The organism is Streptomyces megasporus (genome assembly GCF_000718985.1).
In the GTDB taxonomy this organism is placed as follows: domain Bacteria; phylum Actinomycetota; class Actinomycetes; order Streptomycetales; family Streptomycetaceae; genus Streptomyces; species Streptomyces megasporus.
The window spans coordinates 1-23,280 of the sequence record NZ_JODL01000029.1 but is presented as its reverse complement, the minus strand read 5'-3'; the positions used below and the strand labels follow the sequence as shown (position 1 = coordinate 23,280).

General features: G+C 72.5%; 23 protein-coding genes and 1 pseudogene. 20 read left to right on the top strand and 4 right to left on the bottom strand.

Annotated elements, in window-relative coordinates; genetic code table 11:
• The first annotated feature begins 7 nt into the window (after positions 1-7).
• The 8 genes from rpsM (at position 8) to IF47_RS31255 (ending at position 7,267) form a co-directional block, all read left to right on the top strand.
• Entirely contained in the window at positions 8-388 is a 381-nt protein-coding gene (rpsM, locus tag IF47_RS0121625; RefSeq protein ID WP_031510575.1) for a 30S ribosomal protein S13, read from the top strand.
• A 63-nt stretch (positions 389-451) separates the two neighbouring features.
• Positions 452-856 (top strand): 30S ribosomal protein S11, encoded by a 405-nt coding sequence (gene rpsK / locus IF47_RS0121620; RefSeq protein WP_004571845.1) that lies wholly within the window; start codon positions 452-454, stop codon positions 854-856.
• Between the two features lie 28 nt (positions 857-884).
• Complete coding sequence (gene rpsD / locus IF47_RS0121615) at positions 885-1,511, top strand: 30S ribosomal protein S4 (RefSeq protein WP_031510574.1); 627 nt, start codon at positions 885-887, stop codon at positions 1,509-1,511.
• Between the two features lie 126 nt (positions 1,512-1,637).
• Entirely contained in the window at positions 1,638-2,660 is a 1,023-nt protein-coding gene (locus IF47_RS0121610) for a DNA-directed RNA polymerase subunit alpha (RefSeq protein ID WP_031510573.1), read from the top strand.
• Positions 2,661-2,838: 178 nt separating this feature from the next.
• Complete coding sequence (gene rplQ, locus IF47_RS0121605) at positions 2,839-3,402, top strand: 50S ribosomal protein L17 (RefSeq protein WP_031510572.1); 564 nt, start codon at positions 2,839-2,841, stop codon at positions 3,400-3,402.
• Positions 3,403-3,492: 90 nt separating this feature from the next.
• Positions 3,493-4,350: a tRNA pseudouridine(38-40) synthase TruA gene (gene truA, locus IF47_RS0121600; protein ID WP_031510571.1), complete on the top strand. Its 858-nt coding sequence runs from the start codon at positions 3,493-3,495 to the stop codon at positions 4,348-4,350.
• A 153-nt stretch (positions 4,351-4,503) separates the two neighbouring features.
• Positions 4,504-5,427, top strand: coding sequence for a D-alanyl-D-alanine carboxypeptidase family protein (locus IF47_RS0121595; protein ID WP_031510570.1), 924 nt, complete (start codon positions 4,504-4,506; stop codon positions 5,425-5,427).
• A gap of 118 nt (positions 5,428-5,545) precedes the next feature.
• Positions 5,546-7,267, top strand: coding sequence for a hypothetical protein (locus tag IF47_RS31255; RefSeq protein WP_211257246.1), 1,722 nt, complete (start codon positions 5,546-5,548; stop codon positions 7,265-7,267).
• A 76-nt stretch (positions 7,268-7,343) separates the two neighbouring features.
• Here the strand turns inward: IF47_RS31255 and IF47_RS0121585 are convergent, their stop codons facing one another.
• The gene (locus tag IF47_RS0121585; protein WP_157840015.1) at positions 7,344-8,210 is read right to left on the bottom strand and encodes a hypothetical protein; all 867 of its coding nucleotides are present in this window, start codon (positions 8,208-8,210) and stop codon (positions 7,344-7,346) included.
• 54 nt (positions 8,211-8,264) lie between these two features.
• On the opposite strand from IF47_RS0121585, the gene IF47_RS0121580 reads away from it, so the two are divergent.
• From IF47_RS0121580 to IF47_RS0121560, 5 genes are all read left to right on the top strand, one after another.
• The gene (locus IF47_RS0121580) at positions 8,265-9,884 is read left to right on the top strand and encodes an ABC-F family ATP-binding cassette domain-containing protein (RefSeq protein WP_031510567.1); all 1,620 of its coding nucleotides are present in this window, start codon (positions 8,265-8,267) and stop codon (positions 9,882-9,884) included.
• Positions 9,885-10,161: 277 nt separating this feature from the next.
• The gene (rplM, locus tag IF47_RS0121575; protein WP_031510566.1) at positions 10,162-10,605 is read left to right on the top strand and encodes a 50S ribosomal protein L13; all 444 of its coding nucleotides are present in this window, start codon (positions 10,162-10,164) and stop codon (positions 10,603-10,605) included.
• A gap of 37 nt (positions 10,606-10,642) precedes the next feature.
• Positions 10,643-11,155 carry a 30S ribosomal protein S9 gene (rpsI, locus tag IF47_RS0121570; RefSeq protein WP_031510565.1) on the top strand — a complete coding sequence of 171 codons (513 nt, stop codon included), beginning with the start codon at positions 10,643-10,645 and terminating at the stop codon, positions 11,153-11,155.
• A 261-nt stretch (positions 11,156-11,416) separates the two neighbouring features.
• On the top strand, positions 11,417-12,775 hold the full coding sequence (gene glmM / locus IF47_RS0121565; RefSeq protein ID WP_031510564.1) for a phosphoglucosamine mutase: 1,359 nt from the start codon (positions 11,417-11,419) through the stop codon (positions 12,773-12,775).
• Between the two features lie 53 nt (positions 12,776-12,828).
• The gene (locus tag IF47_RS0121560) at positions 12,829-13,365 is read left to right on the top strand and encodes a GNAT family N-acetyltransferase (protein WP_051718038.1); all 537 of its coding nucleotides are present in this window, start codon (positions 12,829-12,831) and stop codon (positions 13,363-13,365) included.
• On the opposite strand, the gene coaA is transcribed toward IF47_RS0121560, so the two are convergent.
• Positions 13,348-14,391, bottom strand: coding sequence for a type I pantothenate kinase (gene coaA / locus IF47_RS0121555; protein ID WP_051718069.1), 1,044 nt, complete (start codon positions 14,389-14,391; stop codon positions 13,348-13,350). The genes IF47_RS0121560 and coaA overlap by 18 nt on opposite strands.
• A gap of 223 nt (positions 14,392-14,614) precedes the next feature.
• On the opposite strand from coaA, the gene IF47_RS0121550 reads away from it, so the two are divergent.
• Genes IF47_RS0121550 through tsaE form a run of 7 tightly spaced genes read left to right on the top strand, consistent with a single transcriptional unit; the run spans position 14,615 to position 21,633 of the window.
• Positions 14,615-14,800 (top strand): hypothetical protein, encoded by a 186-nt coding sequence (locus tag IF47_RS0121550; protein ID WP_051718066.1) that lies wholly within the window; start codon positions 14,615-14,617, stop codon positions 14,798-14,800.
• A 35-nt stretch (positions 14,801-14,835) separates the two neighbouring features.
• Positions 14,836-16,683 (top strand): glutamine--fructose-6-phosphate transaminase (isomerizing), encoded by a 1,848-nt coding sequence (gene glmS / locus IF47_RS0121545; protein ID WP_031510560.1) that lies wholly within the window; start codon positions 14,836-14,838, stop codon positions 16,681-16,683.
• A gap of 30 nt (positions 16,684-16,713) precedes the next feature.
• The gene (locus IF47_RS0121540) at positions 16,714-17,082 is read left to right on the top strand and encodes a holo-ACP synthase (RefSeq protein ID WP_031510559.1); all 369 of its coding nucleotides are present in this window, start codon (positions 16,714-16,716) and stop codon (positions 17,080-17,082) included.
• Positions 17,083-17,125: 43 nt separating this feature from the next.
• Positions 17,126-18,670 carry an NAD(P)H-hydrate dehydratase gene (locus IF47_RS0121535; protein WP_078592032.1) on the top strand — a complete coding sequence of 515 codons (1,545 nt, stop codon included), beginning with the start codon at positions 17,126-17,128 and terminating at the stop codon, positions 18,668-18,670.
• Positions 18,671-18,682: 12 nt separating this feature from the next.
• Positions 18,683-19,855 carry an alanine racemase gene (gene alr, locus IF47_RS0121530; RefSeq protein ID WP_031510557.1) on the top strand — a complete coding sequence of 391 codons (1,173 nt, stop codon included), beginning with the start codon at positions 18,683-18,685 and terminating at the stop codon, positions 19,853-19,855.
• A 7-nt stretch (positions 19,856-19,862) separates the two neighbouring features.
• On the top strand, positions 19,863-21,122 hold the full coding sequence (locus IF47_RS0121525; RefSeq protein WP_078592029.1) for an alpha/beta fold hydrolase: 1,260 nt from the start codon (positions 19,863-19,865) through the stop codon (positions 21,120-21,122).
• A complete protein-coding gene (tsaE, locus tag IF47_RS0121520; protein WP_051718037.1) occupies positions 21,037-21,633 on the top strand; it encodes a tRNA (adenosine(37)-N6)-threonylcarbamoyltransferase complex ATPase subunit type 1 TsaE in 597 nt (198 codons plus the stop codon). The genes IF47_RS0121525 and tsaE overlap by 86 nt, the downstream gene beginning before the upstream one ends.
• Before the next feature lie 367 nt (positions 21,634-22,000).
• On the opposite strand, the gene IF47_RS0121510 is transcribed toward tsaE, so the two are convergent.
• The gene (locus IF47_RS0121510; RefSeq protein WP_245641186.1) at positions 22,001-22,567 is read right to left on the bottom strand and encodes a DUF6328 family protein; all 567 of its coding nucleotides are present in this window, start codon (positions 22,565-22,567) and stop codon (positions 22,001-22,003) included.
• Between the two features lie 147 nt (positions 22,568-22,714).
• Positions 22,715-23,182 (bottom strand): annotated as a pseudogene (locus IF47_RS0121505) (SDR family NAD(P)-dependent oxidoreductase); the annotation flags it as partial.
• Positions 23,183-23,280: the final 98 nt, after the last annotated feature.

Here is a 23,280-nt window from a genome sequence, read left to right as displayed (position 1 = left end):
CACGTTCATGGCACGCCTCGAAGGCGTTGACCTCCCGCGCGACAAGCGCGTGGAGGTCGCCCTCACCTATGTCTTCGGCATCGGTCGCACGTTGTCCCAGCAGACGCTTGCGAACACCGGTGTGAACCCGGACACGCGCGTTCGTGATCTGACCGAGGAAGAGCTGGTCCGGATCCGCGAGTACGTGGAGGCCAACATCAAGACGGAGGGTGACCTCCGTCGTGAGATCCAGGCCGACATCCGCCGCAAGGTGGAGATCGGCAGCTACCAGGGCCTGCGTCACCGTCGCGGTCTGCCCGTCCGGGGCCAGCGCACCAGCACGAACGCCCGCACCCGCAAGGGCCCGCGTCGCGCGATCGCCGGCAAGAAGAAGCCGGGCAAGAAGTAGTCCTCACCGGACGCCGAACAGTGGTCCGGACTGTAGGACCGACCACCTCCACGGGAGAGATACATGCCTCCGAAGGGCCGTACGGCCGGCGCCAAGAAGGTGCGCCGCAAGGAGAAGAAGAACGTCGCCCACGGGCACGCTCACATCAAGAGCACGTTCAACAACACCATCGTTTCCATCACCGACCCCACCGGCAACGTGATTTCCTGGGCTTCGGCCGGTCACGTGGGCTTCAAGGGTTCGCGCAAGTCGACCCCGTTCGCCGCGCAGATGGCCGCCGAGTCGGCTGCCCGTCGCGCGCAGGAGCACGGGATGCGCAAGGTCGACGTGTTCGTCAAGGGTCCCGGCTCCGGCCGTGAGACCGCGATCCGCTCCCTCCAGGCCACCGGCCTCGAGGTCGGCTCGATCCAGGACGTCACCCCGACCCCGCACAACGGCTGCCGCCCGCCGAAGCGTCGCCGCGTCTGATCCAGGCTGAAGTAGGAGATACACGAACATGGCGCGTTACACCGGGGCCGACTGCAAGCGTTGCCGTCGGGAGAAGCAGAAGCTCTTCCTCAAGGGAGCCAAGTGCGAGAGCGCTAAGTGCCCGATCGAGATCCGTCCTTACCCCCCGGGTGAGCACGGGCGCGGGCGCACCAAGGACAGCGAGTACCTGCTGCAGAAGCGTGAGAAGCAGAAGGCCGCTCGCATCTACGGAGTCCTGGAGAAGCAGTTCCGCGGGTACTTCAACGAGGCGAACCGCAAGCAGGGCAAGACGGGTGAGAACCTGCTGCAGATCCTCGAGTCCCGCCTGGACAACGTGATCTACCGGGCCGGCTTCGCCAAGTCCCGCGACCACGCCCGTCAGCTCGTCCGTCACGGGCACATCCAGGTGAACGGTCGCAAGACCGACATCCCGTCGTTCCGGGTCTCCCCGAACGACATCGTCGAGGTCCGTCCCTCCTCCCGTACCCTGACCCCCTTCCAGGTGGCTCAGGCGGAGGCCGGCGAGAAGACCGTGCCGGCGTGGCTGGAGGCCATCCCCTCCAAGCTGCGGGTCCTCGTCCACTCGCTGCCCGAGCGCCAGGTGATCGACACCCAGGTGCAGGAGCAGCTCATCGTCGAGCTGTACTCGAAGTAACGGCTCGCGGTACGGGCGGTGCGGTACGCACGTGTCGCACCGCCCGTACCCTTGCAGTAGATATCGGGCCTCCTGCCCGATGCTCGGCATCAAATAGCGGTTGCCGAAGACTGGAGGCACATTCCCATGCTGATCGCTCAGCGTCCGTCACTGACCGAAGAGGTCGTGGACGAATTCCGTTCCCGGTTCGTGATCGAGCCGCTGGAGCCGGGCTTCGGCTACACCCTCGGCAACTCCCTGCGTCGCACGCTCCTCTCCTCGATCCCCGGTGCTGCCGTGACCAGCATCCGGATCGACGGTGTCCTGCACGAGTTCACCACCGTGCCGGGCGTCAAGGAGGACGTCACCGACCTGATCCTCAACATCAAGAGCCTCGTCGTCTCCTCCGAGCACGACGAGCCGGTCGTGATGTACCTGCGCAAGCAGGGTCCGGGTCTGGTCACCGCCGCCGACATCGCCCCGCCGGCCGGTGTCGAGGTCCACAACCCCGACCTGGTTCTCGCCACGCTGAACAGCAAGGGGAAGCTGGAGATGGAGCTGACCGTCGAGCGCGGTCGCGGCTACGTCTCCGCAGCGCAGAACAAGCAGGCCGGCCAGGAGATCGGCCGCATCCCGGTCGACTCCATCTACTCGCCGGTCCTCAAGGTCACCTACAAGGTCGAGGCGACCCGTGTCGAGCAGCGCACCGACTTCGACAAGCTGATCGTCGACGTCGAGACCAAGGAGTCCATGCGTCCCCGTGACGCCATGGCGTCCGCCGGCAAGACCCTGGTCGAGCTGTTCGGCCTGGCCCGCGAGCTGAACGTCGACGCCGAGGGCATCGACATGGGTCCGTCCCCGACGGACGCCGCGCTCGCCGCCGACCTGGCCCTGCCGATCGAGGAGCTGGAGCTGACCGTCCGCTCCTACAACTGCCTCAAGCGCGAGGGCATCCACTCCGTGGGCGAGCTGGTCGCCCGCTCCGAGGCGGACCTGCTCGACATCCGCAACTTCGGTGCGAAGTCGATCGACGAGGTCAAGGCGAAGCTGGCCGGCATGGGCCTGACCCTCAAGGACAGCCCGCCCGGATTCGACCCGACCGCCGCCGCGGACGCCTTCGGCACCGACGACGACGCGGACTCCGGTTTCGTCGAGACCGAGCAGTACTGACGTACTGAGGCCGGTTCCCACCGGCACTCCGACCGGGCGCGGTGCCGACCGCGCCCGGTCGGCCCACGCTTCCGGGGCCGCCGCTGCCGCGCGCTCCGGGTTCCGGCGGACACAAGTCCGTACGGACACTGACATCGGTACCTGATACGGCCGGTGCAGACACGAGAGGAACGGATCAATGCCGAAGCCCCCCAAGGGCGCCCGCCTCGGTGGCGGCCCCGCGCACGAGAAGGCCATGCTGGCGAACCTCGCCACCAACCTCTTCGAGCACGGCCGCATCAAGACCACCGAGGCCAAGGCCCGTCGGCTGCGCCCGGTGGCGGAGCGTCTGATCACCAAGGCGAAGAAGGGCGACCTTCACAACCGCCGCCAGGTGATGCGGACGATCCTCGACAAGAGCGTCGTCCACACGCTCTTCACCGAGATCGCCCCGCGCTACGAGAACCGTCCGGGTGGCTACACCCGCATCACCAAGATCGGTAACCGCCGTGGCGACAACGCGCCCATGGCCGTCATCGAGCTGGTGGAGGCCCTGACCGTGCAGCAGGAGGCCGTCGGCGAGGCCGAGGCCGCCACGAAGCGCTCCGTCAAGGAGCAGGAGCAGGCCAAGGACGCCGCGGGTGACGAGGCACTGAAGAGCCTCAAGAAGGACGAGGCCGAGGAGAAGGCCGAGACCACCGAGGCTCCGGCCGAGGAGAAGGCGGCCGACGAGAAGGCCGACGAGGAGAAGAAGGACGCCTGAGACGTCCTCGGACCCTCGCACCGAGCGAAGCGTGGCGGACCCGTCTCCCGACCGGGAGCGGGTCCGTCGCCGTTTGAGAGGATCACCGGCGTGAGCGACGAAGTGGAGCCCGGACACGTGCGGGTCCGGCTGGACCTGTCCTACGACGGCAGCGAGTTCTCGGGCTGGGCACGGCAGCGCGGCCGGCGCACCGTACAGGGCGAGTTGGAGGACGCGCTGCGGACCGTGACCCGCTCGGAGCGGACCTTCGAGCTGACGGTCGCGGGCCGCACCGACGCGGGCGTGCACGCCCGCGGCCAGGTGGCGCACGTCGACCTGCCCGAGGAGGTGTGGGAGACGCACCGGGAGAAGCTGCTGCGCCGGCTGGCCGGACGGCTTCCGCACGACGTGCGGGTCCACCGGGTCACCGAGGCGCCGGCCCACTTCAACGCGCGCTTCTCGGCGATCTGGCGGCGCTACGCCTACCGGGTCTGCGACCACCCGGGCGGGGTGGACCCCCTCCGGCGCGGCCACGTCCTCTGGCACGACTGGCCGCTGGACGTGGACGCCATGAACGCCGCGGCGAAGGGGTTGTTGGGGGAGCACGACTTCGCGGCCTACTGCAAGCGGCGCGAGGGCGCGACCACCATACGCACGCTCAGGGAGTTGAGCTGGGAGCGGCTGCCGGACGGCACCGTGGAGGCGAGAGTCGTCGCCGACGCCTTCTGCCACAACATGGTCCGCTCGCTGGTCGGCGCGCTGCTCTTCGTCGGCGACGGCCACCGGCCGCCGTCGTGGCCCGCCGAGGTGCTGGCCGCGGGCGTGCGGGACTCGGCCGTCCACGTGGTCCGGCCGCACGGGCTCACCCTGGAGGAGGTCGGCTACCCGGCCGACGAGCTGCTGGCCGCGCGCAACGCCGAGGCGCGCAACCGTCGCACGCTCCCCAGTGTGGCGGCGGGCTGCTGCTGACGGCTTGGCGGCTTGAGCCCTTGACGGCTTGGCCGTGCCGACCGCTGCCGAGCGGGTTGGCCTGAACCCGACGGCAACCGCTCCTCCCGTCCGATCGTCTGATGGTCGGGGCCCGTGACGCGCGGGCCCACGATCATGACGACGGAGCATCCATTGAGATCTCGAACGAGGGGCGCCCGCCGGGCGGGCGTGGTGGCGGTGACGGCGGGAGCCGTGCTGGTCACAGGACCGCTGGTGGCGCCGGCGCAGGCGGCCGAGGGACCGTCCGGCGTCAAGGCCAAGGGCGCCTTCCTCCTGGACAACGGCCCCAACAAGACGCTGTGGAGCAAGGCCGCCGACACGAAGCGCGAGATGGCCAGCACCACCAAGATCATGACGGCGGTGGTGGTCGTCACCACCAAGAACGTCGATCTGAACCGCAAGGTCACGGTCAAGAAGGCCTACCGCGACCACGTCGCCAAGCACGGCGCCAGCACCGCGGACCTGAAGACGGGCGACCAGCTCACCGTGCGGCAACTGCTGTACGGCCTGATGCTCCCCTCCGGCTGCGACGCGGCGTACGCGCTGGCCGACACCTTCGGCAGCGGCAGCACCACGGCGGCCCGCACCAAGTCGTTCGTCTCCAAGATGAACAAGAAGGCCGCCGACCTGGGGATGAAGAACACGAAGTTCGACTCCTTCGACGGCATCCCCACGTCGGGCAACAACCACTCGACCCCGCGCGACCTGGCGAAACTGGCACGGCACGCGCTGGCGAACACCACCTTCAAGACGGTGGTCAAGTCGACCGGCACCGTCCAGAAGGCGACCAACGGGCGCACGTACACCTGGTACAACACCAACAAGCTGCTCGGCTCGTACAAGGGCGTCATCGGCATCAAGACGGGCACGGGCAGCAAGGCCGGACCCTGCCTGGTCTTCGCGGCGACCCGTGACAAGCGCACGGTGGTCGGTGTGATCCTCAACAGCTCCGACCGCTACCCGGACGCGACGAGGATGCTCGACTGGGCCTTCAAGCAGAAGACCCCCACCAAGGTGACCCTGCGTCAACTCCCGCCGGGCGCCCAGCAGGACTGACGTCCCGCCGCCGCCCCGGCCCGGCCGGGGCGGCACCGCCGGGGGCACGGGCACCGATGCGGGATCGTCACCGAAAACGGATGGCCGGGGCGGCGACGATGGGCTTGGATGCCGTTCCGTGGCCGAGCTTCCGTTCCTCCTGTCCTTCCCCCGCCTCCTGCGTCACCTCCCCCACGTCGGGGCCGACCTGCCGCCCGACGAGGCCGTGACCCTGGACGCCCCCGACGCGCCGCTGCGCGAGGCGCTGGTCGCCGTCGGGAAGGGGGACTTCACCGTCGCCCGCGACCTGCTGGCCTCGACGCGGCGCGGCGCGCGGTGGGAGCGGCGCGACCGGTACGTCTCGGAGCTCGCCGACCACGCGCTGCACCGTCCCGGCTGGCTGGACGCCTGGCTCGCGGAGGACCCCGACGACCCCGACGCCTGGCTGGTCCGGGCCGATCTGGCCATCGGCCGGGCGTGGGAGATACGGACCGCGGCCCGTGCCCGGCACGTCTCGCGCGAGCAGTTCCAGGCCTTCCACACCCTGCTGCGGGACGCCGTCCCCACCGTCGAACGGGCGGTGGAACTCAACCCCGAGGACCCGGTGCCGTGGCGGGTGGCGATCAACCACGCCATGGGCTCGCAGGCCCCGCGCGAGATCTTCGACGGCTACCTGATGGAGGTCATGGACCGGGACCCGGGGCACTACGGCTGCCACGCCAGTGCCCTGCAGTACCTGTGCGCCAAGTGGTACGGCTCCCACCAGGAGATGTTCGAGTTCGCGGAGAGCGCGGCGGACCGCGCCGAACCCGGCGCGCTGCTGAACGCCCTGCCGATCCAGGCCGTCACCGAGTACGTCCTCCAGGGCGACGAGGAGGACGAGATCCCCGAGGAGCGCGTCACGGCGGCCGTGGAGCGGACGCTGGAGCTGTCCGCCCACTACGAGCCCGGCGACCCGGTGGCCGCCGGATTCCGCAACCACCTGGCGCTCGCGCTGATCCGCGCCGGTCGCCTGGAGGATGCGCTGGAGACGTTCCGCGCCATCGGCGTGCACGCGCGCGCCCACCCCTGGAAGTACGAGAACTCCGACGCGCTGGCGGAGTTCCTGGAGATGCGCCAGGGCGTGCGGGTGCTGATCGCGCGCCGCACCCCCTTCTTCGCCAAGCCGGCCCCGCGTCCGGAGCCGGCGGGCACGGGACCGGCGGACGCGGGCGCCCCGTGGCGGCCGAGGGCCGTCGCCGTGTGCTCGGCGCCCCCGCGCGCGGTCGAGGAGGCGGCGCTGATGACCGGCCTCGACCTGCGTCTGGCCCCCGCGCCCGGCGCCCGCACCTTCGTGGAGTTGGCGGTCTCCGCCGCCACCGGCCCCCGCGGCGGCGTGAGCGGCGCGCTGCTGGGCGAGGGAAGCCTGACGGAAGCGGCGTCCACCATCACCCGGGCGGAGAAGTGGCCCGCCCTGGTGCTGCACCGCACCGGCGACCGGTACGGGATCACGCTGCTGCGCGACGGGAAGAAGGTCGTCTCCCACGAGTGGGACCTGGCCGCGCCCGTGCCGGACTTCGCGAGGGCGTCCGACGTGGCGAAGGCGCTCGCCGACGCGTACGGCGTCCGGGACATCCGTCCGCTGACCGCCCTGCTGCGCACCGACGGCGCGGGAGCCGACCACCTGACCGCGCACCTGACCGAGGTGTGCGCGGCGCTGGGACTGCCGCCGCTGCCGGAGGGCTTCGGGGAGCGGACGGAGATCCTCGACGGAGCGCGCGGGTCGAAGCTGGTGCGGCGCCGCTCGTTCTTCGCCGCGATCAAGGAGACGCTGAGCTCGGACGGCGACCGGGACAAGGGGAACCCGACGCTCTCCCTCTGACCTCTCTCTGACTTCCCTCTGACCGTCTCCGGCCCGCGCCCGGAAGCCGCGGTTCCCGGCGCGGCCCGGCTTCGCGTCAGCCCTGCGAGACCGAGGCCTCCGCCTGCTCCTGACCGCGTTCGAGGAGGCGGGCGAAGGCGAAGTCCGCCGCGTCCCGACCGACCTGGCGGGCGGCCTCGGTGGCGGCCTCGGAGACCGTGACGCTCTTGCCGTCGGTGTAGCCGGAGATGGTGAAGTACGCGTAGCGGCCCAGCGCGTTGGCGGAACTGGCGCAGACCACGCCCCGGCAGAAGGTGGGGACGCCCGCGCCCGGCAGCGAGGCGACGTTGGGCCTGGCCTGGTCCTTGGCCTTCGACGCCGCCTCGGCGCTGTCGAAGACGGCGACGCCGACGGTCACCGCCATCCCGTCGCGCTGGTACGTCACCCGGATCAGCTCGCGGCAGCCGTTGTTCGTCAGCACCGTGCCGAGGGCGCCCTGGGCGGCGGAGGCGCAGCTCTTGGTGGCGGCGGTGGCCCCCTTGGCGTACTTCCGGCCGTTGGCGGTCATCGAGTCGCCGGGGAAGAGCGTGGCGGCGCTGAGCGGGGCGGTGTCCTTCGCCGGGTCGGAGAGGAAGTCCCGCGGGTCCGGCGGCGGAGGGGGCGGGGGCTCGGAGGAGAAGGTCGGCTCCGGCTGCTCCGGGGTGGGCGGCAGGCTCTCGGACGGCGGGAGCGACGCCGACGGGCCGTCGGACGCCTTGGCGCCGGACCCGCCCTCGTTGACGACGGCGGTCGCCACGATCGCGGCGATGACCGCCGTGGCCACCGCCCCGCCGCCGATCATCAGCCACCGGCGACGGCGGGCGCGGGCCCGCTCGGTCTCCTCGGCGAGTGCGGCCCAGTCCGGTGTGGACGGTGTGGACGGTCCGCCGGGGCTCCAGCCCGGCCCCCCCTGCCCAAAGCTCATGGGCGCATCTTATTCGCTTGCCGTGGCCGCCGACCCCCGGCCAGAGTCGTGGACATGGGACACGTGGATGCGGCACACCTGGAGTACCACCTGCCCGACGGGAGGGTGCTGCTGAACGACGTCTCGTTCCGGGTGGGCGAGGGCGCCTCGGTGGCGCTGGTGGGCGCCAACGGCGCCGGGAAGACCACCCTGCTGCGGCTGATCTCGGGGGAGTTGAAGCCGCACGGCGGCACGGTGACGGTCGGCGGCGGGCTCGGGGTGATGCCGCAGTTCGTCGGTTCCGTGCGGGACGAGCGGACGGTCCGCGACCTGCTGGTCTCGGTGGCCCGGCCGCGCGTCCGCCGGGCGGCGGAGGCGGTGGACGCCGCCGAACTGGCGATCATGGAGGTGGACGACGAGGCGGCCCAGATGGCGTACGCGCAGGCCCTCGCGGACTGGGCCGAGGCCGGCGGGTACGAGGCCGAGATCGTCTGGGACATGTGCACCACGGCCGCGCTGGGCGTCCCCTACGAGAAGGCGCAGTGGCGCATGGTGCGCACCCTGTCCGGCGGCGAGCAGAAACGGCTGGTCCTGGAGGCGCTGCTGCGCGGCCCGGACGAGGTGCTGCTGCTGGACGAGCCGGACAACTACCTCGACGTCCCCGGCAAGCGGTGGCTGGAGGAGCGGCTGAACGAGACCCGCAAGACGGTCCTGTTCGTCTCCCACGACCGGGAGCTGCTGGCGCGGGCGGCGCAGAAGATCATCAGCGTGGAGCCGGGCCCGGCCGGATCGGACGTGTGGGTGCACGGCGGCGGCTTCGCCACCTACCACCAGGCGCGGAAGGAGCGCTTCGCCCGCTTCGAGGAGCTGCGGCGGCGCTGGGACGAGCAGCACGCCAAGCTCAAGCAACTGGTGAACACTCTCAGACAGAAGGCCGCCTACAACGACGGGCTCGCCTCCCGCCTCCAGGCGGCGCAGACCCGGCTGCGGAAGTTCGAGGAGGCGGGGCCGCCGCAGGAGCCCCCGCGCGAGCAGGACATCCGGATGCGGCTGCGCGGCGGACGCACCGGGGTGCGGGCCGTCACCTGCTCCGGGCTGGAGCTGACCGGGCTGATGAAACCGTTCGACCTGGAGGTCTTCTACGGCGAGCGGGTCGCGGTGCTCGGCTCCAACGGGTCGGGCAAGTCGCACTTCCTGCGGCTGCTGGCGGGCGGCGACGTCGCCCACACGGGGGAGTGGAAACTGGGCGCGCGGGTCGTGCCCGGCCACTTCGCGCAGACACACGCTCACCCCGAGCTGGAGGGGCGCACCCTGCTCGACATCCTGTGGACCGAGCACGCCAGGGACCGGGGCGCGGCGATGTCCGCGCTGCGCCGCTACGAGCTGGACCGCCAGGCCGAGCAGCCCTTCGGGAAACTCTCGGGCGGCCAGCAGGCCCGCTTCCAGATCCTGCTGCTGGAACTGGCCGGCTCGACGGCGCTGCTGCTGGACGAGCCCACCGACAACCTGGACCTGGAGAGCGCCGAGGCGCTCCAGCAGGGCCTGGAGGCGTACGAGGGGACGGTGCTGGCGGTGACGCACGACCGCTGGTTCGCCCGGTCCTTCGACCGCTTCCTCCTCTTCGGCGCGGACGGTCGGGTGCGGGAGGTGTCGGAGCCCGTCTGGGACGAGGGGCGGGTGGCGCGGGCACGCTGACGCGACCGGCGCGCCCCGCTCACCGAGCGTGGGCGGGCCCGGACCGCGCGCGTCCGATGGAGGGGCGCTTTGACCCGTGCGGCGGACGGCCGGTATCCTGCTGGTTCGTTGTGCGTATTGGCTTGCTCGTTCTCACGTGAGAGGCCGTTACGCCTGGTCCACCAGGACGATGACCAGCGACCCGCATCGGCTTGCGTCACCGACGTGTGGTCAAGGCTGTCGTGATCTCCGGTGACCTTGTCAGGAAACACTCACTGAAGAAGCGAAGGCTACGACCGTGCGTACGTACAGCCCCAAGCCCGGCGACATCCAGCGCCAGTGGCACGTCATCGACGCCACAGATGTCGTCCTGGGCCGTCTGGCCTCCCAGGCCGCCACCCTTCTGAGGGGCAAGCACAAGCCGGTGTACGCGCCGCACGTTGACGCTGGTGACTTCGTCATCATCATCAACGCCGACAAGGTGCACCTCTCCGGCAACAAGCGGACTCAGAAGATGGCCTACCGCCACTCCGGCTACCCGGGTGGTCTGCGGTCCGTCCGCTATGACGAGCTCCTCCGCAAGAGCCCCGAGAAGGCTGTGGAGAAGGCCGTCAAGGGCATGCTCCCGAAGAACACCCTGGGCCGCCAGATGCTCTCGAAGCTGAAGGTCTACGCGGGCGAGAACCACCCGCACGCTGCCCAGCAGCCGGTCCCGTTCGAGATCACCCAGGTCGCGCAGTAGTCCGGCCACCCAAGACGAAGAGAAGCTGAGGAGAACCGTGGCCGAGACCACCCCCGAGACCCCGATCGAAGAGGTCGAGGACGTCGAGCACTACACCACCGAGACGCCCGAGGGCGTCGAGGAGTACACCACCGAGTCGCTTGCCTCCCGCTTCGGTGAGCCGCAGCCTGCCGCCGGCACCGGTCGCCGCAAGAACGCGGTGGCCCGTGTCCGCATCGTGCCGGGCAGCGGTCAGTGGAAGATCAACGGTCGCACCCTGGAGGCCTACTTCCCGAACAAGGTGCACCAGCAGGAAGTCAACGAGCCGTTCAAGGTTCTCGAGCTGGACAACCGTTACGACGTCATCGCCCGCATCAGCGGCGGCGGCGTCTCCGGCCAGGCCGGCGCGCTCCGCCTGGGCGTCGCCCGTGCGCTGAACGAGGCGGACGTGGACAACAACCGCGGCCCGCTGAAGAAGGCCGGCTTCCTGACCCGTGACGCTCGCGCCGTCGAGCGGAAGAAGGCCGGTCTGAAGAAGGCCCGCAAGGGCACCCAGTACAGCAAGCGCTGATCCGAGCGCAGCCTGCCGGGACACCTGGCATTCGTCGATGAGCGCCCCGACAGCACCGTCACAGTGCGTCGGGGCGTTCGTCTTCCATGACGCGTTCGGTGGCGCGGCCCCCCGGGCGGGGGTGTTCCTCCTGCGCCCGGTGGGGTGGCCGAGGGCCTGCCGGACGCGCGGTCGTGTCGTGAACGCGGCCAAGAGGCGTATATCTGGATGAACCGGGCCCGCGGCAGGCCCGACCTCGGCTTGGAACTCGGAGGAACCACGGTGGGAAGACTCTTCGGAACGGACGGTGTGCGCGGAGTCGCCAACGCCGACCTGACCGCCGAAATGGCGCTCGGACTGTCGGTCGCGGCGGCGCACGTGCTCGCCGAGGCGGGTACGTTCGCGGGCCATCGGCCGGTGGCCGTGGTCGGGCGTGATCCGCGAGCGTCCGGGGAGTTCCTGGAGGCCGCCGTGGTGGCCGGGCTGGCCAGCGCGGGCGTGGACGTGCTGCGGGTGGGCGTGCTGCCGACCCCGGCCGTGGCGTACCTGACCGGCGCGCTCGGCGCCGACCTGGGCGTGATGCTCTCCGCCAGCCACAACCCGATGCCCGACAACGGCATCAAGTTCTTCGCCCGCGGCGGTCACAAGCTCGCCGACGAGCTGGAGGACCGCATCGAGCAGATCTACCGCGAGCACGCCTCCGGCGAGCCCTGGGACCGGCCGACCGGCGCCGGCGTGGGCCGGGTGAAGGAGTACGACGAGGGCTTCGACAAGTACGTCGCCCACCTGGTCGGCGTCCTGCCCAACCGGCTCGACGGGCTCAAGGTCGTCATCGACGGCGCGCACGGCGCGGCGGCGCGGGTCTCCCCGGAGGCGTTCGCGCGCGCGGGCGCCGAGGTGATCACCATCTCCACCGAGCCCGACGGGCTCAACATCAACGACGGCTGCGGCTCCACGCACCTGGACGGCCTGCGCGAGGCCGTGGTCCGGCACGGCGCCGACCTGGGCGTGGCGCACGACGGCGACGCCGACCGCTGCCTGGCCGTGGACGCGGACGGCGAGGAGGTCGACGGCGACCAGATCCTCAGCGTGCTGGCCCTGGGGATGAAAGAGGCCGGGACGCTGCGGGGGAACACCGTGGTGGCCACGGTGATGTCCAACCTGGGCTTCAAGCTCGCCATGGAGCGCGAGGGCGTCGAGCTGCGCCAGACGGCGGTCGGCGACCGCTACGTCCTGGAGGAGATGAAGCGCGGCGGCTACTCGCTGGGCGGCGAGCAGTCCGGGCACGTGATCGTCCTGGACCACGCCACCACCGGCGACGGCACCCTGACCGGTCTGCTGCTGGCCGCGCGTGTGGCCGCCACCGGCCGCCCGCTGGCGGAGCTGGCGTCCGTCATGGAGCGCCTGCCGCAGGTGCTGATCAACGTGCGGGACGTGGACAAGAGCCGGGTCGCCTCCTCGGCCCGGGTGGCCGCGGCCGTGACCGAGGCGGAGCGGGAGCTGGGCGAGACCGGCCGGGTGCTGCTGCGGCCCTCCGGCACCGAGCCGCTGGTGCGGGTGATGGTCGAGGCCGCGGATCTGGAGCAGGCCCGCACGGTGGCCGGTCGGCTGGCCGACGAGGTCAAGTCCGCGCTGGGTTGACGCCGCGTCACGGGCGCGCGGCCGGCGGGCGGCACCGCGTAGGGTTTCCGCCCATGGTGAGACTGGAGCGGCTCCGGGCCGACCACGCGCCCGCCCTGTCGGCTTTCGAGCGGGAGAACCGCGCGTGGTTCGCGCGGTCCGTCGCGGACCGGGGGGACGCGTACTTCGCGGAGTTCGACGCCCGGCACGCCGCCCTGCTCGCCGAACAGGAGACGGGGGCGTGCCACTTCCACGTCGTCGTCGACGAGGACGGGGAGCTGGTCGGCCGCGTCAATCTGGTGGACGTGGCCGAGGGCGGCGCGGAACTCGGCTACCGCGTCGCCGAGCGGGCCGCCGGCCGGGGCGTCGCGACGGCCGCGGTGCGGGAGGTGTGCCGGTTGGCCGCGAGGCGGTACCGGCTCTCGACGCTGTGGGCGGTCACCACCCTCGACAACCCCGCCTCCAGGGCCGTGCTCGAACGCACCGGGTTCGTCGTCGACGGGTCCGCCCGACCGGACGGCCGGCCGGGCGTCCGGTACCTGCGCCGCCTGGACGACCTCGACGGGCGGCCGGTCCCGGGGGCCGGCGCGCCCTCAGAGCTTGCGCAGTGACAGGCGCTGGACTTTGTGGTCCGGGCCCTTGCGCAGGACGAGACTGGCCCGGCCCCGGGTGGGGACGATGTTCTCCTCCAGGTTGGGCCGGTTGATCGTCCGCCAGATCCGACGCGCGTAGTCCAGCGCCTCCTCCTCCGACACCTGCGTGTACCGGCGGAAGTACGAGGACGGGTCCTGGAAGGCCGTCTCGCGCAGCTTGCGGAAGCGGCCCAGGTACCACCGCTCGATGTCCTCCGTCCGCGCGTCCACGTAGACGGAGAAGTCGAAGTAGTCGGCGAGCGCGAGCCGGGTGCGGCCGTCCTTGCCCGGGAGGGCGGGCTGGAGGACGTTCAGGCCCTCCACGATCAGGATGTCGGGGCGCCGCACCGTCAGCCTCCGGTCGGGGACGATGTCGTAGATCAGGTGCGAGTAGACGGGGGCGGTGACCTCCTCCCGGCCCGCCTTGACGTCGGCGACGAAACGGGTGAGCGCGCGGCGGTCGTAGGACTCGGGGAACCCTTTGCGCGACATCAGCCCACGCCGCCGCAACTCCGCGTTGGGGAACAGGAACCCGTCCGTGGTCACCAGTTCCACGCGCGGATGCTCGGGCCAGCGGGCCAGCAGCGCCCGCAGCAGGCGCGCGGCGGTGGACTTGCCCACCGCGACGCTGCCCGCGACCCCGATCACGAACGGCGTGCCGCGCTGGGCACCGTGGCCGCCCGCGTCGCCGAGGAAGGTGTTGAGCGCGCCGCGCAGCCCGTGGGTGGCGCCGACGTACAGGTTGAGCAGACGCGACAGCGGCAGGTAGACGTCCCGCACCTCGTCCAGGTCGATGACGTCGCCGAGGCCCCGCAACTCCTCCACCTCCGCGGCGGTCAGGGGCAGGGGCGTCTTCTCGCGCAGCGCGCTCCACTCGGCGCGTGAGAGATCGACGAAGGGGCTCGTGTCGGAGCGGCCACGGCGCTGCGGTGCCGAGGCAGGCGCCGAGGTGGACGCCGAGGTGGGCGCCGAGGTGGGTGATGTCGACGGAGCCGGCGAGGTGATGAGGGCGGACACGGGCCCATTGTGGTGCGCGCACGGGCCGGCTCACCGGGCGACGAGGTGTGATCAATGGCACAGAAAGCGGCGGAGGAGGGCTGTACGGAACCGTCCGGGGCCGTTAGGTTGACCGTAATCGCACGCTCGTCCCGTGTGTTACGGGTCGGAGGGTCCCGTCATGTCGTTGTCGTTCCGTCGTTTCCGTGCGGCTCGTCACCGTCACGCCGCCGTGCCCGCGGCCCGCGCCTCCCGCGCCTGGGAGGACTCCGTCGACGAACTCCCCGACGAGGACCTCGGCGAGGATCTGCGGGACGCCCTGGAGTTGTACCGGCCCGGCAGCAAGCCGCGCTGCGAGGAGTCGGAGTACCTGGAGATCATCGAGGGCGCGATAGACCGAATAGCGCGAGGGCGCTGACCACGATCACACGCTCCGCCCCTTAGGCTGCCCACATGTGCGGAATCGTTGGTTATGTAGGAGGGCAGTCCGCCCTCGACGTCGTCATCGCGGGGCTGAAGCGGTTGGAGTACCGCGGCTACGACTCGGCGGGCGTGGCCGTTCTCGCCGACGGCGGCCTGGCGGCCGCGAAGAAGGCCGGGAAGCTGGCCAACCTCGGCAAGCTCCTGGACGAGCGCCCGCTCCCCAGCGGCACCACCGGCATCGGCCACACCCGGTGGGCCACGCACGGCGGGCCGACCGACGCCAACGCGCATCCGCACCTGGACAACTCCGGACGGGTCGCGGTCGTCCACAACGGCATCATCGAGAACTTCGCCGCACTCCGCGCCGAGCTGACCGAACGAGGCCACCACCTGACCTCCGAGACCGACACCGAGGTCGTGGCCCACCTGCTCGCCGAGACCTTCTCCTCCTGCGGCGACCTCGCCGAGGCGATGCGGCAGGTGTGCCGCCGTCTGGAGGGCGCCTTCACCCTCGTCGCGGTGCACGCGGACGAGCCGGACACCGTGGTCGGCGCCCGGCGGAACTCGCCGCTGGTGGTGGGCGTCGGCGACGGCGAGAACTTCCTCGCCTCCGACGTCGCCGCGTTCATCGCCCACACCCGCGAGGCGATCGAGCTGGGCCAGGACCAGGTCGTGGAGCTCAAGCGGGACCAGGTGACGGTCACCGACTTCGACGGCGCCCCCGCCGACGTCCGCACCTACCACGTGGACTGGGACGCCTCGGCCGCCGAGAAGGGCGGCTACGACTACTTCATGCTCAAGGAGATCGCCGAGCAGCCCAAGGCGGTCGCCGACACCCTCCTGGGCCGCATCGACGAGTCCGGTCAACTGACCCTGGACGAGGTGCACATCCCCGACCACGTGCTGCGCGAGGTCTCCAAGGTCGTCATCGTGGCCTGCGGCACCGCCTACCACGCCGGGATGATCGCCAAGTACGCCATCGAGCACTGGACCCGCATCCCCTGCGAGACCGAGCTGGCCAGCGAGTTCCGCTACCGCGACCCGATCCTGGACCAGCGCACCCTGGTCATCGCCATCAGCCAGTCCGGCGAGACGATGGACACCCTGATGGCGCTGCGCCACGCCCGCGAGCAGGGCGCCAAGGTGCTGGCCATCTGCAACACCAACGGCTCGACGATCCCGCGCGAGTCCGACGCGGTGCTCTACACCCACGCCGGCCCCGAGGTCGCGGTCGCCTCCACCAAGGCGTTCCTGACCCAACTGGTGGCCTGCTACCTGGTCGCCCTCTACCTGGGCCAGGTGCGCGGCACCAAGTGGGGCGACGAGATCCGCTCGGTGATCCGCGAACTGTCCGAGATCTCCACGCAGGTCGAGAAGGTCCTCGGCACGATGGGGCCGGTGCGGGAGCTGGCCAGGGAGCTGGCCGACAAGAACACCGTGCTCTTCCTCGGCCGCCACGTGGGCTACCCGGTGGCCCTGGAGGGCGCGCTCAAGCTCAAGGAACTGGCGTACATGCACGCCGAGGGCTTCGCCGCCGGGGAGCTCAAGCACGGCCCGATCGCCCTGATCGAGGACGACCTGCCGGTGGTCGTGGTCGTGCCGTCGCCGCGCGGCCGGTCCGTCCTGCACGACAAGATCGTCTCCAACATCCAGGAGATCCGGGCCCGGGGCGCGCGGACCATCGTCATCGCCGAGGAGGGCGACGACACGGTCGTGCCGTACGCCGACCACCTGGTGCGCATCCCCGCCACGCCCACCCTGCTCCAGCCCCTGGTGGCCACCGTGCCGCTCCAGGTCTTCGCCTGCGAGCTGGCCACGGCCCGCGGCAACGAGGTGGACCAGCCGCGCAACCTGGCCAAGTCGGTGACGGTGGAGTGAGGTCACGGTGACGCGGGCGGGGGGACCGCGGTGATCGTCGGGGTGGGCATCGACGTCGCCGAGATCGACCGCTTCGCCGCCGCGCTGGACCGCACCCCGGCCCTGGCCGACCGCCTGTTCGTCCCGGCCGAGCTGCTGCTCCCCGGCGGGGGGCGGCGCGGGGTCGCCTCCTTGGCGGCGCGGTTCGCCGCCAAGGAGGCCCTGGCCAAGGCCCTGGGCGCGCCCGGCGGGCTGCTGTGGACGGACGCCGAGGTGGTGGCGGCCGACAACGGCCGGCCGTCGCTGCGGGTGCGCGGCACGGTCGCCGCCCGCGCGGCCGAACTGGGCGTGCGGCACTGGCACGTGTCCCTCAGTCACGACGCCGGGGTGGCCTCCGCCGTGGTGATCGCGGAGGGGTGATCGCGGAGGGGTGACCCGGCGGGGGAGCGGTCACACTGTGGGCATGAGAGATGCCTACAGCGTGCAGACCGTACGGGCCGCCGAGCGGGAGTTGATGGCGCGGCTGCCGCCGGGGACGCTGATGAAGCGCGCCGCCGCCGGACTGGCCGCGGCCTGCGCCGGACTGCTCGGGCGGACGTACGGCACCCGGATCGTCCTGCTGGTGGGCAGCGGCGACAACGGCGGGGACGCGCTGTTCGCCGGGGCGCTCCTGGCGCGGCGCGGCGCCGGGGTGACCGCCGTGCCGCTCAACCCCGAAAGGACGCACGCCGCCGGGCTCGCCGCGCTGCGGGCGGCCGGCGGCCGGGTCGTGGCGGCGCCCTCCGCCCCCGTCGAGGGCGTGCCCGCCGACGTCCCCGCCCTGATCCACCGGGCCGACCTCGTCGTGGACGGCATCGTCGGGATCGGCGGCAAGGGCGGGCTGCGGCCCGACGCGGTGAGGATCCTGGACGTCGTCCGGGACGCCGGGGTGCCGATCGTCGCCGTGGACCTGCCCAGCGGCGTCGACGCCGACACCGGCGAGGTGCGCGGCGTGGCGGTGCGGGCGGCGGCGACGGTGACCTTCGGCGCGTACAAGCCGGGGCTGCTGGTCGACCCGGCGCGCGAGCACGCCGGGGCGGTGCGGCTGATCGACATCGGCCTGGGCCCCCACCTGGAGGCGGCCGAACCGGTCGTCCGCGCCCCGCGGCACGCGGACGTGGCCGCGCTGCTGCCCCGTCCGGCGGCCGAGAGCGACAAGTACCGGCGCGGCGTCGTCGGGATCGCGGCCGGCTCCGCCCGCTACCCGGGCGCGGCCGTGCTCGCCGTGGCGGGCGCGCTGCGCGGCGGCGCGGGGGCCGTGCGGTACGCCGGGCCCGCGACCGACGCGGTGATCGCCCGCTTCCCCGAGGCGCTGGTCTCCGCCGGTCCGCCCGCCGAGGCGGGCCGCGTGCAGGCGTGGGTCGTCGGCCCCGGACTGGGCGACGGACCGGAGGCGGCAGAGGCCGTGCGCCAGGTCCTGGCGTTCGACCTGCCGGTCCTGGTGGACGCCGACGGTCTGCGGGTGATGGGTGCCGAGCAGGTCCGGGACCGGACGGCGCCGACGGTGCTCACCCCGCACGCCGGGGAGGCGGCGGCGCTGCTGGGGACGGAACGCGAGGAGGTCGAGGCGGCGCGACTGGCGTCCGTCCGGGAACTGGCGCGACGGTACCGGGCGACGGTGCTGCTCAAGGGCTCCACCACCCTGATCGCCGAGCCGGGCGGGGACCGTCCCGTGCGGGTCAACCCCACCGGCACCGGCTGGTTGGCGACGGCCGGCAGCGGCGACGTGCTCTCCGGGCTGATCGGTTCGCTGCTCGCCGCCGGGCTCGCGGCCCCCGACGCGGCGACGGCGGGGGCCTACCTCCACGGCCTCGCGGGCCGGCGGGCGGCCCCCCTGACCGGCGCGCTCGACGTGGCGGCGGCCCTGCGGCGGGTCTGGGCGGACGTCGCGGACGACGACCCTCACGGACGACGATCCTCGCGGACGACCGCCCTCCGGCGGGGCCGGGAGGCGGGCGGGGGGACCTGAGACACTGAGGGCGTGAACGCTACGAGCGAACTCCCTTCTCCCACCGGGACGACCTCCCACCGGGTCAGCGCCGAGATCGACCTCGAGGCGCTGCGCGGCAACGTCCACACGCTCTCCGAGCACGCCGGCGGAGCCGGACTGATGGCCGTGGTGAAGGCCGACGCCTACGGCCACGGGATGATCCCCTGTGCCCGCGCCGCGCGACAGGCCGGAGCGGCCTGGTTGGGAGCGGCCACCCCCGACGAGGCACTGGCGCTGCGCGCCGCGGGGGACCGCGGCCGGTTGATGTGCTGGCTGTGGACGCCGGGCGGGCCGTGGCGCGAGGCGATCGAGGCGGACATCGACGTCTCGGCGAGCGCACTGTGGGCGCTGGAGGAGATCGTGGCCGCCGCCCGCGCCCTCGGCCGCACCGCCCGCGTCCACCTGAAGATCGACACCGGGCTGGGCCGCAACGGCTGCCGACCCGCCGACTGGCCCGATCTGGTCGCCGCCGCGCGGGTCGCCGAGAAGGAGGGCACGGTCGAGGTCGCCGGGGTGTGGTCGCACTTCGCCTGCGCCGACGAGCCCGGCCACCCCTCCATCGCCGCGCAGCTCGGCGTCTTCCACGAGGCCCTGGCCGTCGCCGCCCGCGCCGGACTCGATCCGGAGGTGCGGCACATCGCCAACTCCCCGGCCACGCTCACGCTCCCCGAGGCGCACTTCGACCTGGTGCGCACCGGCATCTCGGTCTACGGGCTCTCCCCCTCGCCCGAGGTCGGCCTGCCCCGGGACTTCGGGCTGCGGCCGGTGATGACCCTGCGCGCCGCCCTCGCGAACGTCAAGCGGGTCCCGGCCGGGCACGGGGTGGGTTACGGCCACCACTACACCACCTCCGGCGACACGACCCTCGCCCTGGTCCCGGCCGGCTACGCCGACGGCGTCCCCCGGCACGCCTCCGGCGTCGGGCCGGTGCTGGTGGCGGGGAAGTGGCGGACGATCGCCGGACGGGTGGCCATGGACCAGTTCGCGGTGGACCTGGGCGGGGACGCGGCCGAGGCCGGGGACGAGGCGATCCTCTTCGGCCCCGGCGACCGCGGCGAGCCGACGGTCGAGGACTGGGCGCGCGTGGTGGGCACCATCTCGTACGAGATCGTGACCCGGATCGGCGCCCGGGTGCCGCGCGTCCACCGCAACGTGGACGTGTGACCCGGACATGACCAGCGCGTCGGGGAGGGAGTGGGCCCGCCGGGCCGGCACGGCCGGTGCGGTGCTGGGCCTCGCCGCGGCCGGGGCCGCCGTGGGCGTGGCCGTCGAGCGGCTCACCGTGCACCGCGCGATCAGCCGCAGGGCACGGCTGGCCCTGGACGCCGCGGCCCCCTACGGCACGCTGCGCGGCACACCGGGCCGGGCCGTCGCCGACGACGGCACGGAGCTGTACTTCGAGACGGACGCCCCCGTCGGCGCCCCGGACGGTGATCCCGCCGGTGATCCGGACGGCGCCGTCGGCGGCACCGTCGACGGCACCGTCGACGGGGCGCCCACGGTCGTCTTCAGCCACGGCTACTGCCTGGCCCAGGACGTCTGGCACTTCCAACGCGCCGCCCTGCGCGACCTCGAACCGAGCACGCCCCCCACGCCCGCCCTGCGCGCCGTCTACTGGGACCAGCGCGGTCACGGCCGCTCCGGGCGCGGACAGGTCGGCGAGACGGTGACCATCGACCGGCTCGGGCACGACCTGAAGGCGGTGCTCGACGCCGCCGTGCCCACCGGGCCGGTCGTCCTCGTCGGCCACTCCATGGGCGGCATGACGATGATGGCGCTCGCCGCCCTGTACCCGGAGTACGTCGCCGAGCGCGTCGCCGGCGTGGCCCTCGTCGGCACCTCCGCGGGCGGGCTGGCCGAGGCGACGTACGGGCTGCCCGCCGCCGGGGCGCGGGCGCTGAAGCGGATGGCGCCGGGCGTGCTGAAGACCCTGGCGGCGCGGGCCGACCTGGTGGAGCGCGGGCGCCGCGCCACCGCCGACCTCTTCGCGGGCCTGGTCAAGCGGTACTCGTTCGGCACGCGCGACGTCGATCCCGCGGTGGCGCGCTTCGCGGAACGGCTGATCGAGTCGGTGCCGGTCGACGTGGTCGCGGACTTCTACCCCGCCTTCGCCGAGCACGAGAAGACCGCGGCGCTGGCCGCCTTCGACAGCGGACGCCCCGCGCTGATCCTCACCGGCGACCGGGACCTGCTCACCCCGCGCGAGCACAGCGAGGCGATGGCCGAGGCCCTGCCCCACGCCGACCTGGTGGTCGTGGAGGGCGCGGGGCACCTGATCATGCTGGAGCGGCCCGACCTGGTCAACGACCATCTGGCCGCGCTGCTGGCGCGTACCATCCAGACCCATGGAGACACCGCACCACCCGACCGTGGGGACCGCCCCCGAGACGGCTTCGGGGAGCACCGTACGGATCACCGTCGCCACCCCTGACCGCATGCGGGAGGTGGGGCGCGCACTGGCCGGGCTGCTGCGGCCCGGCGACCTCGTCCTGCTCACCGGGGAACTGGGCGCGGGCAAGACCACCCTGACCCGCGGACTGGGCGAGGGGCTGGGCGTGCGCGGCGCGGTGACCTCGCCGACCTTCGTCATCGCCCGGGTGCACCCACCGCTCGGCGACGGCCCCCCGCTGGTGCACGTGGACGCCTACCGGCTCGGCGGAGGGCTGGAGGAGATGGAGGACCTCGACCTGGACGTCTCGCTGCCGGCGTCGGTGGTGGTCGTGGAGTGGGGCGAGGGCAAGGTCGAGGAGCTGTCGGAGGACCGGCTGCACGTGGTCATCGAGCGCGCCGTGGGAGCGGACGCGCCGGTCGCGGCGGCGGACGGGACGGCGGAGGGGACGGGGGACGGGGTGGGGGACCACGACGTCCGGACGGTGACGGTCACCGGCGTCGGCGCGCGGTGGGCCGGGCAGGACCTGTCCGGCCTCGGACGGTCCGCGTAGCCCGCCCGCCTCCCGAGTGCGTTCCGACAGTGTTCCGACAGGCTGTCGGCAAGATGTTGCACGGGGCGTCGCCGCCGTGGTCACATGGGAGACCAGGAGACGGTCGGGCCCGCCCGGCCGCACCCGCCCCGGAAGCCAGGAGGACCCCATGGAGGCCCACCGACGAGAGCCGGAACCCGGCACGAGGACCGAGCCCGCCCGGACGTCCGACCTTCGACCGAGGCGCGCCCCGGTGCCGATGAGCGAGCTGCTGGAGTCGTGCGCGGCGGCCGACGCCGTCTCGACGCCCCCGTCCTTCGACCACGACCCCCGGGAGGGGGAGGAGGCCGAGGCGGCCTGACGCGGCCCCCGGCGAGGTCGGGCGCGGCTACCGGTGGGCGGCGGCCCCCTTGGTGGCGCGGGCCCAGGCGGGCAGCAGGAACCACACGGCCACGAACCACAGGAAGAGCCCGCCGACGATCCACCAGGCCGTGGCGTTGTGCAGCACCACCCGCAGGATCAGCAGCAGCGCGCAGGTGACGGTGCACAGCAGCAGCACCAGTCCGGAGATGGTCAGCCGGGACGCCCACTCCACCGTCTGGGGCTTCATCCGGTGCCCGGTGACGAAACGGTGCAGGGCGACCGGGGCGATCAGCGTCCCCGTGGCCGCGGACCCGAGGACGACCGTGACGACGTAGATGGTGCGGTCCGTCGACCCCAGGTCCTCGAAGCGCTCGGTGAAGGCGACGCTCAGCAGGAAGCCGAGCAGGATCTGGATGCCCATCTGAGCCACCCGGACCTCTTGGAGGAGTTCCGTCCACCGCCGGTCCGCGCGCTCCTTCTCGGTCTCGTGGTACGCCGTCTCGTGGTGCGCCGTCTCGTGGTGCGTCGCGGAGGGGCGCTCCCCCGTGATTCCGCCGGCCGTACTGTCGGGGCTGTCGGGCTCCGCTCTCACTCTCCGCCTCCCGAACGTATGTCCTGCGCTCACTCTTTGGTGTGATGAGCGTTTGTTCGGCGGGGTGTGTCGGCAAACATGCGGCTCGCGCGGTCGGAAGCGCGCAGGGGCAGGCAGGCGGGTCGGGCCGGCGGGTCAAGCCGGGGGTCAGGGCAGGATCGCGTCCACATAACCCCCGTCGACCCGGACGGCGCCGCCCGTCGTCGCCGAGGCCAGGGGCGAGGCGAGGTAGACGACCATGTTCGCGATCTCCTCCGGCTCGATCAGCCGCTGGATCAGCGACTGCGGCCGGTGTTCGCGCATGAAGACGCGCTGCGCCTCGTCCCAGGGCAGGTCGGGGCCCACCAGTTCGCGGACGAACTCCTCCACCCCGCCGGTGTGGGTCGGACCGGCGAGGACGGAGTTCACGGTGACCCCGCTCCCCGCCACCTCCTTCGCCCACCCCCGGGAGACGGCGAGCAGCGCGGTCTTGGACATGCCGTAGTGGATCATCTCCACCGGGGTGACGACGGCCGAGTCACTGGCGATGTACTGCACGCGGCCCCACGACCGGCTCACCATCCCCGGCACGTACGCGCGTGTCAGACGGACGGCCGACAGGACGTTCACCTCGAATTGACATCCTCCCCGACCTAAAGGCCGGGGATTCCCGCCTGCTCCCACCGGATGGGTGAGGGCTTCGGGTGGGTTCCTGCTTCGCTGCGCGGTGCGGG